16 protein-coding genes are annotated in these 14,848 nt (G+C 63.4%); 14 read left to right on the top strand and 2 right to left on the bottom strand.

The annotated features are described in order from the left end of the window. Positions 1–116 precede the first annotated feature (116 nt). The 11 genes from AC04SI_RS23205 to AC04SI_RS23155 all read left to right on the top strand — a co-directional run bounded on the left by AC04SI_RS23205 (position 117) and on the right by AC04SI_RS23155 (position 9,280). A complete protein-coding gene (locus AC04SI_RS23205) occupies positions 117–440 on the top strand; it encodes an FtsB family cell division protein (RefSeq protein ID WP_006205398.1) in 324 nt (107 codons plus the stop codon). A gap of 195 nt (positions 441–635) precedes the next feature. Beyond that, positions 636–1,667: a pyruvate dehydrogenase (acetyl-transferring) E1 component subunit alpha gene (pdhA, locus tag AC04SI_RS23200; protein ID WP_404282669.1), complete on the top strand. Its 1,032-nt coding sequence runs from the start codon at positions 636–638 to the stop codon at positions 1,665–1,667. Positions 1,668–1,681: 14 nt separating this feature from the next. Beyond that, on the top strand, positions 1,682–3,064 hold the full coding sequence (locus AC04SI_RS23195) for a pyruvate dehydrogenase complex E1 component subunit beta (RefSeq protein WP_488474953.1): 1,383 nt from the start codon (positions 1,682–1,684) through the stop codon (positions 3,062–3,064). A gap of 19 nt (positions 3,065–3,083) precedes the next feature. After that, a complete protein-coding gene (locus AC04SI_RS23190; protein ID WP_404282673.1) occupies positions 3,084–3,362 on the top strand; it encodes a hypothetical protein in 279 nt (92 codons plus the stop codon). Between the two features lie 53 nt (positions 3,363–3,415). Then, positions 3,416–4,807: a pyruvate dehydrogenase complex dihydrolipoamide acetyltransferase gene (locus AC04SI_RS23185; RefSeq protein ID WP_488474952.1), complete on the top strand. Its 1,392-nt coding sequence runs from the start codon at positions 3,416–3,418 to the stop codon at positions 4,805–4,807. A 14-nt stretch (positions 4,808–4,821) separates the two neighbouring features. Then, positions 4,822–5,247 carry a hypothetical protein gene (locus tag AC04SI_RS23180; RefSeq protein WP_404282676.1) on the top strand — a complete coding sequence of 142 codons (426 nt, stop codon included), beginning with the start codon at positions 4,822–4,824 and terminating at the stop codon, positions 5,245–5,247. After that, complete coding sequence (locus AC04SI_RS23175) at positions 5,244–5,882, top strand: SGNH/GDSL hydrolase family protein (protein ID WP_120015286.1); 639 nt, start codon at positions 5,244–5,246, stop codon at positions 5,880–5,882. Before AC04SI_RS23180 ends, AC04SI_RS23175 begins: the two co-directional genes overlap by 4 nt. A 19-nt stretch (positions 5,883–5,901) precedes the next feature. Then, the gene (gene lpdA, locus AC04SI_RS23170; RefSeq protein ID WP_404282677.1) at positions 5,902–7,350 is read left to right on the top strand and encodes a dihydrolipoyl dehydrogenase; all 1,449 of its coding nucleotides are present in this window, start codon (positions 5,902–5,904) and stop codon (positions 7,348–7,350) included. 102 nt (positions 7,351–7,452) lie between these two features. After that, a complete protein-coding gene (locus AC04SI_RS23165; RefSeq protein WP_404282679.1) occupies positions 7,453–7,710 on the top strand; it encodes a GlsB/YeaQ/YmgE family stress response membrane protein in 258 nt (85 codons plus the stop codon). Between the two features lie 136 nt (positions 7,711–7,846). Continuing rightward, positions 7,847–8,812 (top strand): lipoyl synthase, encoded by a 966-nt coding sequence (lipA, locus tag AC04SI_RS23160; protein ID WP_404282681.1) that lies wholly within the window; start codon positions 7,847–7,849, stop codon positions 8,810–8,812. Between the two features lie 12 nt (positions 8,813–8,824). Further along, the gene (locus AC04SI_RS23155; RefSeq protein WP_404282683.1) at positions 8,825–9,280 is read left to right on the top strand and encodes a type II toxin-antitoxin system RatA family toxin; all 456 of its coding nucleotides are present in this window, start codon (positions 8,825–8,827) and stop codon (positions 9,278–9,280) included. Here the strand turns inward: AC04SI_RS23155 and AC04SI_RS23150 are convergent. Together AC04SI_RS23150 and AC04SI_RS23145 are read right to left on the bottom strand one after the other, a co-directional pair. Beyond that, the gene (locus AC04SI_RS23150) at positions 9,262–9,765 is read right to left on the bottom strand and encodes a CinA family protein (RefSeq protein WP_404282685.1); all 504 of its coding nucleotides are present in this window, start codon (positions 9,763–9,765) and stop codon (positions 9,262–9,264) included. The genes AC04SI_RS23155 and AC04SI_RS23150 overlap by 19 nt on opposite strands. Continuing rightward, positions 9,762–10,982, bottom strand: coding sequence for a bifunctional 2-C-methyl-D-erythritol 4-phosphate cytidylyltransferase/2-C-methyl-D-erythritol 2,4-cyclodiphosphate synthase (locus AC04SI_RS23145; protein ID WP_404282686.1), 1,221 nt, complete (start codon positions 10,980–10,982; stop codon positions 9,762–9,764). Before AC04SI_RS23145 ends, AC04SI_RS23150 begins: the two co-directional genes overlap by 4 nt. A gap of 242 nt (positions 10,983–11,224) precedes the next feature. On the opposite strand from AC04SI_RS23145, the gene dusB reads away from it, so the two are divergent. From dusB to ntrC, 3 genes are read left to right on the top strand one after another with little or no spacing between them, the layout of a single operon-like run. Beyond that, entirely contained in the window at positions 11,225–12,247 is a 1,023-nt protein-coding gene (gene dusB, locus AC04SI_RS23140; protein WP_488474951.1) for a tRNA dihydrouridine synthase DusB, read from the top strand. Beyond that, positions 12,244–13,386 carry a two-component system sensor histidine kinase NtrB gene (locus tag AC04SI_RS23135; protein WP_404282690.1) on the top strand — a complete coding sequence of 381 codons (1,143 nt, stop codon included), beginning with the start codon at positions 12,244–12,246 and terminating at the stop codon, positions 13,384–13,386. The genes dusB and AC04SI_RS23135 overlap by 4 nt, the downstream gene beginning before the upstream one ends. Further along, positions 13,383–14,843: a nitrogen regulation protein NR(I) gene (gene ntrC / locus AC04SI_RS23130; RefSeq protein ID WP_192181160.1), complete on the top strand. Its 1,461-nt coding sequence runs from the start codon at positions 13,383–13,385 to the stop codon at positions 14,841–14,843. The genes AC04SI_RS23135 and ntrC overlap by 4 nt, the downstream gene beginning before the upstream one ends. Positions 14,844–14,848: the final 5 nt, after the last annotated feature.

The following is a 14,848-nucleotide window of genomic DNA, read 5'->3' as shown; positions in this document are numbered from 1 at the left end:
ACGACGAGGGCGGGAACTTTCCCGCCCTTTTGTTTTTCGCGGCTGCCGAATCCGGCCGCCCGTAACCGTCCATTAAGCACAATCGGCGAGAAAGAGGCGTTGAGAGGACGAGCGCCATGTGGACACGCCAGCACAAGCAGAGAAACACCGGCCGGCTGATCATCCCCTCGCTCTGCGTGCTGTTCCTGGCCTATTTCGGCTTCCACGCCTATCACGGCGAATTCGGCATCTACTCCAAGTACCAGCTCGCGGCCCAGGCGGTCGATCTGCAGGGCAAGCTCGACGCGATCAAGGCGCGGCGGGTCGATCTCGAGCGCCGTGTCCAGCTGATGCATGAAGGTACGCTGGAGAAGGACATGCTTGACGAGCAGGCGCGCAAGGCGCTCAATGTCTCCCATGCCGACGAAATCACCATCATGCTGCCGGCTTCAGCGAAATAACTGAAACTCAGTTAATCGCTGTTATTTTCAATGATTTTAATCGCTTAGACGCATGACAGCCATGCATTTTTCTGCATGGCGAAACGCTTTCCCGCATGTTAGCCTTGCTCAAATCGGTGGGGAGAGCTGATCTCCCTCAGAGCAGATTTCATCCTGCTCTAATGTCCGCAAAGAGACGCCAACAGGGAGTGATGCATGGCCACCGCCGCCAGAAAAGCGCCTGCCAAATCCGTAAAATCATCGGGACTTTCCGCCCCCAAGCCAGCCGACTTTACCAAGGACGAGGAGCTTGCCGCCTACCGGCACATGCTGCTCATCCGCCGCTTCGAGGAAAAGGCCGGCCAGCTTTACGGCATGGGCTTCATCGGCGGCTTCTGCCACCTCTATATCGGCCAGGAAGCGGTCGTCACCGGCATGAAGATGGCGCTGATCGACGGCGACCAGATGATCACCGCCTATCGCGACCACGGCCACATGCTGGCGATGGAGCTGTCGCCGCGCGGCGTCATGGCCGAGTTGACCGGGCGCCGCGGCGGCCTGTCGAAGGGCAAGGGCGGCTCCATGCACATGTTCTCCAAGGAGAAGCATTTCTATGGCGGCCACGGCATCGTCGGCGCGCAGGTGTCGCTCGGCACCGGGCTCGCCTTCGCCAACCGCTATCGCGAAAACAAGAACGTCGCGCTGACCTATTTCGGCGACGGCGCGGCCAACCAGGGCCAGGTATATGAAAGCTTCAACATGGCCTCGCTGTGGAAGCTGCCGGTGATCTTCATCATCGAGAACAACCGCTACGCCATGGGCACCTCGGTGTCGCGTTCGTCGGCCGAGACCGACTTCTCGCATCGCGGCGCCTCGTTCAAGATCCCCGGCATTCAGGTCGACGGCATGGATGTGCGCGCGGTGAAGGCCGCCGCCGACGTCGCCACCGAATGGTGCCGTGCCGGCAACGGTCCGCTGATCCTCGAAATGCAGACCTATCGCTACCGCGGCCATTCGATGTCCGACCCGGCGAAGTATCGTTCCAAGGAAGAAGTGCAGAAGATGCGCTCCGAGCATGACCCGATCGAGCAGGTCAAGGCGCGGCTGATCGACAAGAAATGGGCAAGCGAGGACGAGCTCAAGACCATCGACAAGGAAGTCCGCGACATCGTCGCCGACGCCGCCGATTTTGCCCAGAACGACGCAGAGCCGGATCCGTCCGAGCTCTGGACCGACATCGTACTGTAAGGGAGGGCAAGGACATGCCGATTGAAATTCTCATGCCCGCTCTCTCGCCGACCATGGAAGAGGGCAATCTTTCCAAGTGGTTGAAGAACGAAGGCGACAAGGTTGTCGCCGGTGACGTAATCGCCGAGATCGAGACCGACAAGGCGACGATGGAGGTCGAGGCCGTCGATGAAGGCACGATTGCCAAGATCGTGGTTCCTGCCGGCACCGAAGGCGTCAAGGTCAACGCGGTGATCGCCGTGCTTGCGGTCGACGGCGAAGACGTCGACAAGGCCGGCGAAGGAATCGGCGAGGAGCCTGCCAAGGCTCAAGCAGCGCCTGCGCCGGCTGCGGCCAAGAGCGAGGCCGCGGCGCCTGTCGCTGCGGCGCCGAAGACCGAAATCGCAGCCGATCCGGACATCCCGGCCGGCACCGAGATGGTGTCGACCACGGTGCGCGAAGCGCTGCGCGATGCCATGGCCGAGGAAATGCGCCGCGACGGCGACGTCTTCGTCATGGGCGAGGAGGTTGCCGAGTACCAGGGCGCCTACAAGATCACGCAAGGGCTGTTGCAGGAGTTCGGACCGCGCCGCGTCGTCGACACGCCGATCACCGAGCATGGTTTCGCCGGCGTCGGCGTCGGAGCGGCGATGGCCGGCCTGAAGCCGATCGTCGAGTTCATGACCTTCAACTTCGCCATGCAGGCGATCGACCAGATCATCAACTCCGCCGCCAAGACGCTCTATATGTCCGGCGGCCAGATGGGTGCGCCGATCGTCTTCCGCGGACCGAACGGTGCGGCTGCCCGCGTCGCGGCACAGCACTCGCAGTGCTATGCCGCCTGGTACAGCCATATTCCGGGCCTTAAGGTGGTGATGCCGTACACGGCCGCCGACGCCAAGGGCCTGCTCAAGGCGGCGATCCGCGATCCGAACCCGGTCATCTTCCTCGAAAACGAAATCCTCTACGGCCAGTCCTTCGACGTGCCGAAGTTCGACGATTTCGTGCTGCCGATCGGCAAGGCGCGCATCCATAAGCAAGGCAAGGACGTCACCATCGTCTCGTTCGGCATCGGCATGACCTATGCGATCAAGGCAGAGGCCGAGTTGCGCGGCATGGGCATCGATGCCGAGATCATCGATCTGAGGTCGATCCGTCCGCTCGATTTCGACACGATCATCGCCTCGGTGAAGAAGACCAACCGCCTGATCGTGGTCGAGGAAGGTTTCCCGCAGAGCTCGGTTGGCGACCACATCGCCAACCAGGTGTCGCAGCGCGCCTTCGACTTCCTCGACGCGCCGGTCATCACCGTCGCCGGCAAGGACGTACCGATGCCTTACGCGGCGAACCTCGAAAAGCTGGCATTGCCGAATATCGGCGAGGTCGTCGAAGCGGTCAAAGCCGTCACGTATCGCTGATGATTAGGGGGAGGTTGCGGTGGCGACTGCGAAAGAGACACGACGGATTGCCTGGGCTATTTTCTGGCGCGCAGGGCTGACAGGCATTCTTCTCGGCTTTATCTGTGGTTTTGTGTTCGGATTTGTAGTCAGTTTTATTGGAGCGATGGCCGGCGTTGATCGGCAACTTCTTCAGCAAATAAGTGGGTGGGGTGGCGGCATTCTAGGACTGGTCGCCTCTTTCCTAGCACTCAACTATTTCCTCGCTTGGTCGATCGGCAGACCGATTGGGGGGAGGACTCTTTCGCTGTCTGTATAAGCGCTGCTTGCCGTTGATACGGTGAACGCATTTCGCTTGGGAGAAGAATACCTATGCCAATCAACATCACCATGCCGGCGCTCTCGCCCACGATGGAAGAGGGCAATCTTTCCAAGTGGCTTGTGAAAGAGGGCGACAAGGTTTCGCCGGGCGACGTGATCGCCGAGATCGAGACCGACAAGGCGACTATGGAGGTCGAGGCCGTCGATGAAGGCACGGTTGCCAAGCTGGTCGTTCCGGCCGGCACCGAGGGCGTCAAGGTCAACGCGCTGATCGCGGTGCTTGCCGCTGAAGGCGAGGATGCAGGAGCCGCTGCCAAGAGCGGTGGTGCAGCCGCGCCAGCCAAGGCCGAGGCACCCAAGGCTGAAGCTGCCAGGGCCGAGGCACCCAAGGCTGAAGCTGCCAAGGCTGAGGCGCCGAAGCCGGAACCCGCTGCAGCGCCGGCGCCCAAGGCAGAAGCGGCGCCGGTTGCCAATGGCCACGCGGCTGGCGAGCGTACCTTCGCTTCGCCGCTTGCCCGGCGCATCGCCAAGGATGCCGGCGTCGATGTCTCGGCGGTGACGGGTACCGGCCCGCATGGTCGCGTCGTCAGGGCCGATGTCGAGGCGGCGATTGCCGGTGGTGGCGCCAAGGCAGCCGCGGCAGCGAAGGCGGCTCCCGGTGCACCGGCACCCGCGGCCGCAGCACCCAAGGCGATGTCGGACGACCAGGTGCTAAAACTGTTCGCCGAAGGCTCCTACGAACTCATGCCGCACGACAATATGCGCAAGACCATCGCGCGGCGGCTGGTCGAGGCCAAGAGCACGATCCCGCATTTCTACCTGACGCTCGACTGCGAACTCGATGCGCTGCTGGCGCTGCGCACGCAGCTCAATGCGGCGGCACCGGTGAAGAAGACCGACAAGGGCGAGGCGCCGGCCTACAAGCTCTCGGTCAACGACATGGTCATCAAGGCGATGGCCATGGCGCTGAAGGCGGTGCCGGATGCCAACGCGTCGTGGACCGACAGCGCCATGGTCAAGCACAAGCATGCCGATGTCGGTGTCGCGGTGTCGATCCCCGGCGGCCTGATCACGCCGATCATCCGCCACGCCGAGGAAAAGACGCTGTCCACCATCTCCAACGAGATGAAGGATCTGGCCAGCCGCGCCCGCAGCCGCAAGCTGAAGCCGGAAGAGTATCAGGGCGGCACCACCGCGGTGTCCAATCTCGGCATGTTCGGCGTCAAGGATTTTGCCGCCGTCATCAACCCGCCGCATGCGACGATCCTGGCGGTCGGCGCCGGCAAGGAGCGGGCGGTGGTGAAGAACGGCGAAATCAAGATCGCGACCGTCATGTCGGTGACACTGTCGACCGACCACCGGGCCGTCGACGGCGCGCTGGGTGCGGAACTGCTCGGCGCCTTCAGGCGCATGATCGAAAACCCGATGGGTATGCTGGTCTAGGAAAGGAAAAGGCGGTGCGGAAATTCTTCACCAGCCTTTTCGCCTTCATCCTTTCCGGTCTGGCTGGCGGGCTGGTGGTGCAGGAACTGGCCGTCCTCACCGGCGCGACGGAAGAGTACATACTGGTCTTTGCGGCGACGGCCCTGATCGTCATCGTCGTGACGGTCATCTTCTTTCTGGTCCAGTTCCGCGCCGAGCCGGTTCGAGCGGTCGACCGGATGTTGCGGTGGCTGCTTGGGATTTTCGCACTGACGCTGCTGGCGCTGGCCGGCTGGACGTTTTCCGTGCCGGCCGAGAACCGTGCGACCGCAAGCGATCTTTCCATCGTTGCCGGGCTGATCCTGCCCGGCGTCGTGGCGATCATCGTGCAATGGCTGTTCGTGCGCTGGCGCCTCAAAGGCTCGGCGGCGGGGTTCGGCAGGGGTGGGACAAACGCATGAAGACAATTCTCTGCTTTGGCGATTCGCTGACCTGGGGCTATGACGCCGCCAGCCTCGGCCGCCATGCGCTGGAAGACCGCTGGCCAAGCGTGCTGCGCGCAACTTTGGGCGGCAACATCGAGGTCATCGCCGACGGCCTGAACGGTCGCACCACGGCCTTCGACGACCACCTGGCCGGCGCCGACCGCAACGGCGCAAGACTGTTGCCGACGGTGCTGATGACGCATGCGCCGCTCGACCTGATCATCATCATGCTCGGCGCCAACGACATGAAGCCGTGGATCCACGGCAATCCGGTCGCCGCCAAGCAAGGCATGCAGCGGCTGATCGATATCGTGCGCGGCCACGACTACCCGTTCGACTGGCCGGCGCCGCAGATCCTGCTCGTCGCGCCGCCGGCGGTCAGCCGCACCGACAATGCCGAATTCAAGGAAATGTTTGCCGGCGGCGATGAAGCCTCGAAGCGGCTGGCGCCGCAATATTCGGCGCTTGCCGACGAGGCAGGCTGCGGCTTCTTCGATGCCGGCACGGTGGCGACGACCACGCCGCTCGACGGCGTCCATCTCGATGCCGAAAACACGCGAAACATCGGCAAGGCACTGGCACCGCTGGTGCGCGTGATGCTGGAACTCTAGAAAATCAGGGAGAAAACCCGTGGCTGAATCCTACGACGTCATCATCATCGGCTCCGGCCCCGGCGGCTATGTCACGGCGGTGCGCTCCGCCCAGCTCGGCTTCAAGACGGCGATCGTCGAGCGCGAGCACCTCGGCGGCATCTGCCTCAACTGGGGCTGCATCCCGACCAAGGCGCTGCTGCGCTCGGCCGAGATCATGCATTATTCGGATCATCTCAAGGACTATGGGCTGAAGCTCGATGGCGGCAAGGTCAGCGCCGATACGGCCGCTGTCGTCGACCGTTCGCGCAAGGTCTCGCTCAGGCTCAACGGCGGCGTCGCCTTCCTGATGAAGAAGAACAAGGTCGACGTCATCTGGGGCGAGGCGAAGCTGTCGAAGCCGGGTGAGATCATCGTCTCCAAGACGGCCAAGAAGCCGATGGAGCCGCAGCCGCCGGCGCCGAAAGGCGTCAAGGGCGAGGGCACCTATACCGCCAAGCACATCATCCTGGCGACCGGCGCCCGGCCGCGTGCGCTGCCCGGCATCGAGCCGGACGGCAAGCTGATCTGGACCTATTTCGAGGCCATGGTGCCGAAGGAGATGCCGAAGTCGTTGCTGGTGATGGGCTCCGGCGCCATCGGCATCGAATTCGCTTCCTTCTACCGCACCATGGGCGCCGAGGTGACGGTGGTCGAGCTGTTGCCGGCGGTTATGCCGGTCGAGGATGCCGAGGTTTCCAAGTTCGCGCAGAAGCAGTTCGAGAAGCAGGGGATGAAGATCATCCTCGAGGCCAAGGTGACCAAGGTCGAGAAATCAGCCAATTCGGTCACCGCGCATGTCGAGATGAAGGACGGCAAGGTCGAGAAGATCACCGCCGACCGCATGATCTCGGCCGTCGGCGTGCAAGGCAATATCGAGAATCTCGGTCTCGAGACGCTTGGCGTGAAGGCCGATCGCGGCTGCGTCGTCGTCGACGGTTATGGCAAGACCAACGTGCCTGGCATCTACGCCATCGGCGATGTCGCCGGACCGCCGATGCTGGCCCACAAGGCGGAGCATGAAGGCGTGGTTTGCATCGAGAAGATCGCCAATTTCCCCGGCGTGCATGCCACCGACAAGCTGAAGATCCCGGGCTGCACCTATTGCAACCCGCAGGTCGCTTCGGTCGGCCTGACCGAAGCCAAGGCGAAGGCCGAAGGCAAGGACATCCGCGTCGGCCGCTTCCAGTTCGGCGCTAACGGCAAGGCGATCGCGCTCGGCGAGGACCAGGGTTTTATCAAGACCATCTTCGACAAGAAGACCGGGCAACTGCTCGGCGCGCATATGGTCGGCGCCGAAGTCACCGAACTGATCCAGGGTTTTGTCGTGGCGATGAACCTCGAGACCACCGAGGAAGAACTGATGCACACCATCTTCCCGCATCCGACGCTGTCGGAGATGATGAAGGAGAGCGTGCTCGACGCCTATGGCCGGGCGCTCAACGCATGATAAGTTGGCCGTGCGGAACTCACGCGCAAAGCTCGGAGGAACGCGACGGCAAGGCAGTTCGTTTGCCGATGCATTTTCCCCCATCATACGAGGAGTGGGCATATGGACGTGAATGGCGTGGGCTGGATTGCAGCCATCATCATCGGAGGTCTGGCCGGCTGGCTGGCCGAGATTGTGATGAAGAGCAACACCGGCATCTTCATGAACATCATCATGGGCATCGTCGGCGCGGTGGTGCTGAACGCAATCCTCAGAGCCCTCAGCATCGAGCCCTTCGGCGTCGGCTGGTTCGCCTATCTGATCACCGGCTTCATCGGTGCCTGCCTGCTGATCTTTGTAGGACGGTTGGTGCGCCGTTAGCCGGCATCGATATCTGCTATGCGAAAAAGGCCCTGCCGTCATGCGCCGGCATGACCTTTTTCTTTGCGCCGAAAAGCCTTAGATGACGTTGGAACGCGAGCGCCGGACAGGGGCTCGCCAAGGAACCGGGTTTGAGATGGTCACTGTTCTCGACACGATCGCCAATGCGCCGCGGCTGCGGCACCCCGAAAAGGCGCACAAGCCGGACCAGGAAGTGCTGCGCAAGCCCGACTGGATCCGCGTCAAGGCGCCGGTCTCGAAGGGCTATGCCGAGACGCGCGAGATCGTGAAGTCGCACAAGCTGGTGACGGTTTGCGAAGAGGCCGGCTGCCCGAATATCGGCGAGTGCTGGGAGAAGAAGCACGCCACCTTCATGATCATGGGCGAGATCTGCACGCGCGCCTGCGCCTTCTGCAATGTCGCCACCGGCATACCGACCGCGCTCGATCCCGACGAGCCGGCGCGCGTCGCCCATGCCGTCAAGCAGATGGGCCTCAGCCACGTCGTCATCACCTCGGTCGACCGCGACGATCTCGCCGATGGCGGTGCGCAGCATTTCGCCGAGGTCATCCGTGCGATCCGGGCGGCGACGCCATCGACGACGATCGAGATCCTGACGCCGGACTTCCTGCGCAAGGATGGGGCGCTGGAGATCGTGGTGGCGGCCAAGCCCGACGTGTTCAACCACAACCTCGAGACGGTGCCGTCGAACTACCTGACGGTGCGTCCGGGTGCGCGCTATTTCCACTCAATCCGGCTGCTGCAGCGGGTCAAGGAGCTCGACCCGTCGATCTTCACCAAGTCCGGCATCATGGTGGGCCTGGGCGAAGAGCGGAACGAAATCTTGCAGCTGATGGACGATCTGCGTTCTGCCAATGTCGACTTCATGACCATCGGCCAGTATCTGCAGCCGTCGAAGAAGCACCATCCGGTGATCCGCTTCGTCACGCCGGAGGAGTTCAAATCCTTCGAGACGATCGGCCGGACCAAGGGTTTCCTGCTGATGGCGTCGAGCCCGCTGACGCGCTCCTCGCACCATGCCGGCGACGATTTCGCCAGGCTGCGCGCGGCGCGCGAAACGCAGCTCAGAAAAACCGCCTGATATCCTGTCTTCATGCCGAAATTCGAAGCCACCCGCCGCGTCGCCCATACGCCGGAAGAGATGTTCAGGCTGGTCGCCGATGTCGAGGCTTATCCGCAGTTCCTGCCGCTCTGCGAGGCGCTGACCGTGCGCTCACGCAAGGAGCGCGATGGCCGCACCATTCTCGTCGCCGACATGAGCATCGGCTACAAGGCGATCCGCGAGACCTTCACCACGCAGGTGCTGCTGAAGCCGGACGAGAACACCATCGACGTCAAATACATCGACGGCCCGTTCAAATACTTAAGCAATATCTGGCGTTTCGACCCGGCCGATGGCGGCGGCTGCGAGGTCCACTTCTTCATCGACTACGAGTTCAAGAGCCGCATTCTCGGCGCGCTGATGGGCACGATGTTCGACCGTGGCTTCCGCATGTTTTCCGAGGCGTTCGAGAAGCGTGCCAACGTGATTTACGGCGCCAGAGCCTGATCCTCTCCAAGCGCGCGCAAGCCGAGTTCCAGCGCGTGCCTGACTGTCTCGCTGCGGATGAAGGCACGGCCGTTGTCGGCAAACAGCCGGTGCTCGGCGACAACAGGGCGGCCGGCCAGGGCAACGCCGAACCAAACCAGGCCGACAGGCTTTTCCGCCGAGCCGCCGCCCGGGCCGGCAACGCCGGTGACGGCGAGCGTCAGCCCGGCACGCGAATGGGCCAGCGCACCTTCGGCCATCTCCAGCGCCGTTTCTCGTGACACGGCACCATGCGCCTTGAGCGTGGCAGCCGAAACGCCGAGCATCTCCATCTTGGCCTCATTGGAGTAGGTGATGAAGCCGCGGTCGACCACGGCGGAAGAGCCGGCGATGTCCGTCAGCGCGGCGATGATCATCCCACCGGTGCAGCTCTCGGCCGTCGCCAGCATGATGCCGCGGCGCTGGCAGGCCTGGAGCAAGGCGTTTGCGAGATCGCCGTTGCTCATGCGGGAACGTCGCCCGGAAACACGACGCTGGCGGTGGCGATCGCGGCAATGCCTTCCTCGCGGCCGACAAAGCCAAGTTTTTCGTTGGTCGTCGCCTTGATCGAGATTCGTTCCGACGCAATGCCCAGCATCGAAGCAAGGGCTGCCGTCATCGCTTCGCGGTGCGGGCCGACGCGCGGCGCCTCGCAGATCAGCGTGATGTCTGCGTTGGCGATGCGTCCGCCGCGTTCGCGCACCAGCTTAGCCGCATGCTCGACGAAGATGCGCGAGGCAGCACCCTTCCATTGCGGATCGGAAGGCGGGAAATGCGTGCCGATGTCGCCGGCGCCGCAGGTGGCGAGCAGCGCATCGGTCAGGGCATGAAGGCCGACATCGGCATCCGAATGGCCGGACAGTTTTTTGTCGTGCGGAATGGCAACGCCGCACAGGGTGACATGGTCGCCAGGCTCGAAGGCGTGGACGTCATAGCCATTGCCGGTGCGGATGTCCGGAAAGCGCGGCCGTTCGCCGGAGAGCCGCTGATCGGCCATAGCAATATCCCTTGCCCAGGTGAGTTTCACATTGTCCGGCGAGCCCGGGACGATTTTCACCGGAATATGCGCCCATTCGGCGATCGCGGCATCGTCGGTGAAATCCGCCTTGCCCAGCTGATGCGCCTTTTCATGCGCTGCCAGGATTGGCCAGAACGGAAACCCTTGCGGTGTCTGGGCGGCGTGAAGCCCGTTCCTCGACACGGTCTCTTCGATCATGCCGGCGGCCGACTCGCGTTTGAGCGTATCGGCGAGGGGCAGCGTTGGCAGTGCCCCCTGGCGTTCGCCGATGGCCTCGATGGTGCGTTCGATCAAGCCACCGTCGACGAAGGGACGCACCGCATCATGGATGAGGACCCGGCCCGGCGCGTGGTCCCGCAAGGCGAGAAGCCCAAGCCGTACCGAGGCCTGGCGCGAATCGCCGCCCGTAATAGTGATGACCCGGTCGGCATTGGCGCCGGCCGCCTTACGGAAGAGATCGCGGTCGTCGGCATGGATGGCGACGACGATTTGGCCAATCCTCGGATGCGCCAGGAACGTGTCCAGCGTGCGCGTTATGACGGCGCGGCCGCCGATGCTCTGATACTGCTTCGGACCGTCGACCTGTCCGGCCCGCGCGCCGCGGCCGGCGGCGACGATCACCACCGCGACTCTGTCCGAAACTTGATTTTCACTTGCGTTCGTCATGCCGATTGGTCCTAGCGCACGATCCCGAAAAGTGTAATCGGTTTTCGGAAAAGATCGTGCGCCAATTATGAAGTTCCAAAGCGTCCTTTGCGCGTCCAAGGACGCGCGGCGCTTTGGTCGCGGCCAAAGCCGAAGGCCAGCATTTTCCCAAATGCGCCTTAATGTGGCGTCATTCCGCGTTGCACATTGTCGCCGTTCTGGCTAGAGAATGTGCAGCAATCGAACATGCTTGGTTTTTGTGCATGCCTGAATTCACCAAATTGACTGTGCCGCTCGACGTCGGCGGCGTGACGATCCGCAATCGCGTCTTCCTCGCGCCGATGTCCGGGATAACCGACGAGCCGTTTCGGCAGCGCGCCCATGCGCATGGCGCCGGGCTGGTCGTTTCGGAAATGGTGGCGAGCGGTGAACTGGCCAAGGGCAGGGCGGGGTGCGATCTGCGCATCCGCCATTCCGGATTGCCTGTGCATATGGTTCAGCTCGCCGGCCGCGAGGCCGTGCACATGGCAGAGGGCGCGCGCATAGCCGAGGGCGAGGGCGCCGACATCATCGACATCAACATGGGCTGCCCGGCCAAGAAGGTGACCGGCGGCTATGCCGGTTCGGCGCTGATGCGCGACCTCGACCACGCGCTGTCGCTGATCGAGGCGGTGATCGGCGCCGTCGAAGTGCCGGTCACGGTCAAGATGCGGCTCGGCTGGGACGAGGGCGCGCTGAATGCGCCGATGCTGGCGCGCCGCGCCGAGCAGGCGGGCGTGCGCATGGTGACCGTGCACGGTCGCACGCGCTGCCAGTTCTATCAGGGCAAGGCCGACTGGCGCGCCATCGCCCGCGTCAAGGAAGCGGTGTCGATCCCGGTCGTTGCCAATGGCGATGTCGGTTCGGCCGCCGAGGCGGCCGATGTTCTGGAACAGTCCGGCGCCGACGCGGTCATGGTCGGCCGCGCGCATTATGGTGCGCCGTGGATTGCCGGCAGCATCGCGGCGGCAGGCGGGGCGGCGGCAGGCATTCCGGAGAGCCCGCGGGCTCTCGCCGACTACATCATCGCCCATTATGAGGACATGCTGACGCTCCATGGCAGCGAAAGCGGGCTGCGCCAGGCGCGCAAGCATCTTGGCTGGTATCTCGACCGCCACGCCGCCGGCGTCGGTGCCGACCAGCGCAAGACCATTCTGACGTCCTTCGAGCCAGCCAGGGTCATTGCCGAACTGCGCGACGCGTTCTCGACCATCGGCGCGCCAGTGACCTTGCGGAGCGCGGCATGAAGGCCACAGCCGCTCAAGGACTGGACATGGTGGATGCCGCCCAGATCGTGCTGAACACCATCCGCCGCCCGGTGATCATGGTCGATGGCGAAGGCTTCATCACCTACGCCAATGCCGATGCCGAGGATTTCTTTCGCTCCAGCGCCACCATGCTGGCCCGCAACACGCTGTCCAAGCTGGTGCCTTTCGGCAGTCCGCTGCTGACGCTGGTCGACCAGGTGCGCGAACGCCTGGCGCCCGTCAACGAATACCGCGTCGATGTCTCGTCGCCACGTCTCGGCATCGAGAAGGTCGTCGACCTCTATGTCGCGCCGGTGCCGGAGTTTCCAGGCTCGGTCGTGGTGATGTTCCAGGAACGCTCGATGGCCGACAAGATCGACCGGCAGATGACGCATCGCGGCGCGGCGCGCTCGGTCACCGGCCTCGCCGCCATGCTTGCCCATGAGATCAAGAACCCGCTGTCGGGTATTCGGGGTGCTGCCCAATTGCTCGAACTCTCCGCCTCCGACGAGGATCGGGCGCTGACCCGCCTGATCACCGACGAGACCGACCGCATCGTATCGCTGGTCGATCGCATGGAGGTGTTTTCCGACGAGCGGCCGATCGACCGCTATCCGGTCAACATCCATGTCGTGCTCGACCATGTGAAGGCAATTGCCAAGAACGGTTTTGCAAAGCGGATCAAGATTTTGGAGGAATACGATCCATCGTTGCCTCCGGTTTTCGCCAATCGCGACCAGCTGATCCAAATATTCCTCAACCTGGTCAAGAACGCCGCCGAGGCGATCGGCAGCGACCCGCAGGGCGAGATCGTGCTGTCCACCGCCTTCCGGCCGGGCATCCGCGTTTCTGTTCCGGGAACGCAGGACCGTGTCTCGTTGCCGCTGGAGTTCTGCGTGCGCGACAATGGGCCCGGTGTCTCGGAAGATATCCTGCCGATCTTGTTCGATCCCTTCATCACCACCAAGCCGAACGGCTCGGGCCTCGGCCTGGCGCTGGTGGCGAAGTTGGTCGGCGAGCATGGCGGCATCATCGAATGCGATTCAACGCCGCGCGCAACCACATTCCGCATACTGATGCCGGCCTGGAAGCAAACCTCGTTCGGCACCGACGATGACAATGAAGGAGACCGCAAATGACCGTTCGCGGCAATATTCTGGTCGCCGACGACGACGCGGCCATCCGCACGGTCCTCAACCAGGCGCTGTCGCGCGTCGGCCATGAGGTGCGGGTGACCTCCAACGCCTCGACACTGTGGCGCTGGGTGGCGGCGGGCGAGGGCGATCTGGTGATCACCGATGTGGTGATGCCCGACGAGAACGCCTTCGACATGCTGCCGCGCATCAAAAAAGCGCGGCCGGAGCTGCCGGTCATCGTCATGAGTGCGCAAAACACCTTCATGACCGCGATCCGGGCCTCCGAAACCGGCGCCTATGAATATCTGCCGAAGCCGTTCGACCTGACCGAGCTGCTCAGCATCGTCAACCGGGCGCTGGCAGAGCCCAGGCGTCCGAAAATCGACGCGCGCGCCGACGAGCAACCGGAGACGATGCCGCTGGTCGGCCGCTCGGCGGCCATGCAGGACATCTACCGCATGCTGGCGCGCATGATGCAGACTGACCTGACGGTGATGATTTCAGGCGAGTCGGGCACCGGCAAGGAACTGGTGGCGCGGGCGCTGCACGAATATGGCCGTCGCCGCGGCGGGCCGTTCGTGGCCATCAACATGGCGGCGATCCCCCGCGACCTGATCGAATCGGAACTTTTCGGCCACGAGAAGGGGGCCTTCACCGGCGCGCAGAACCGCTCGACCGGCCGCTTCGAGCAGGCGGAAGGCGGCACGCTGTTCCTTGACGAGATCGGCGACATGCCGATGGAGGCGCAGACGCGCCTGCTGCGCGTGCTGCAACAGGGCGAATACACCACGGTCGGCGGGCGCACGCCGATCAAGACCGACGTGCGCATCGTCGCCGCCACCAACAAGGATCTGCGCACGCTGATCAACCAGGGGCTGTTCCGCGAGGATCTGTTCTATCGCCTGAATGTCGTGCCGCTGAGGCTGCCGGCACTGCGCGAGCGCTCCGAGGACGTTCCGGACCTGGTGCGGCATTTCTTCAAGCTCGGCGCCAGCGAAGGCCTGCAGACCAAGCGTATCTCGACCGGCGGCATCGAATTGATGAAGCGCTATCCATGGCCGGGCAACGTGCGCGAACTGGAAAACCTGGTGCGCAGGCTGGCCGCGCTCTATTCGCAGGACGAGATCTCCGCCGAGATCATCGAGGCCGAGCTTAAGACTGGCGAGAGGCCCGTCGTCCCAGGCGGCGGCAATCTCATTCCGGACGACCTCTCGATCGGCCAGGCGGTGGAGCATTTCCTGCAGCGCTATTTCGCATCCTTTGCCGGCGACCTGCCGCCGGCAGGTCTTTACCAGCGCATTCTGTCCGAAGTCGAATATCCGCTGGTTCTGGCCTCGATGACGGCGACGCGCGGCAATCAGATCAAGGCTGCCGAACTTTTGGGGCTCAACCGCAACACGCTGCGCAAGAAAATCCGCGAGCTCGGCGTCAACGTCTACAAGTCCTCGAGGCCGGCTTAGAGCGT

The sequence above is a fragment of the Mesorhizobium sp. CNPSo 4689 genome (genome assembly GCF_057784325.1).
This window is presented reverse-complemented; position numbering and strand designations above follow the sequence as displayed.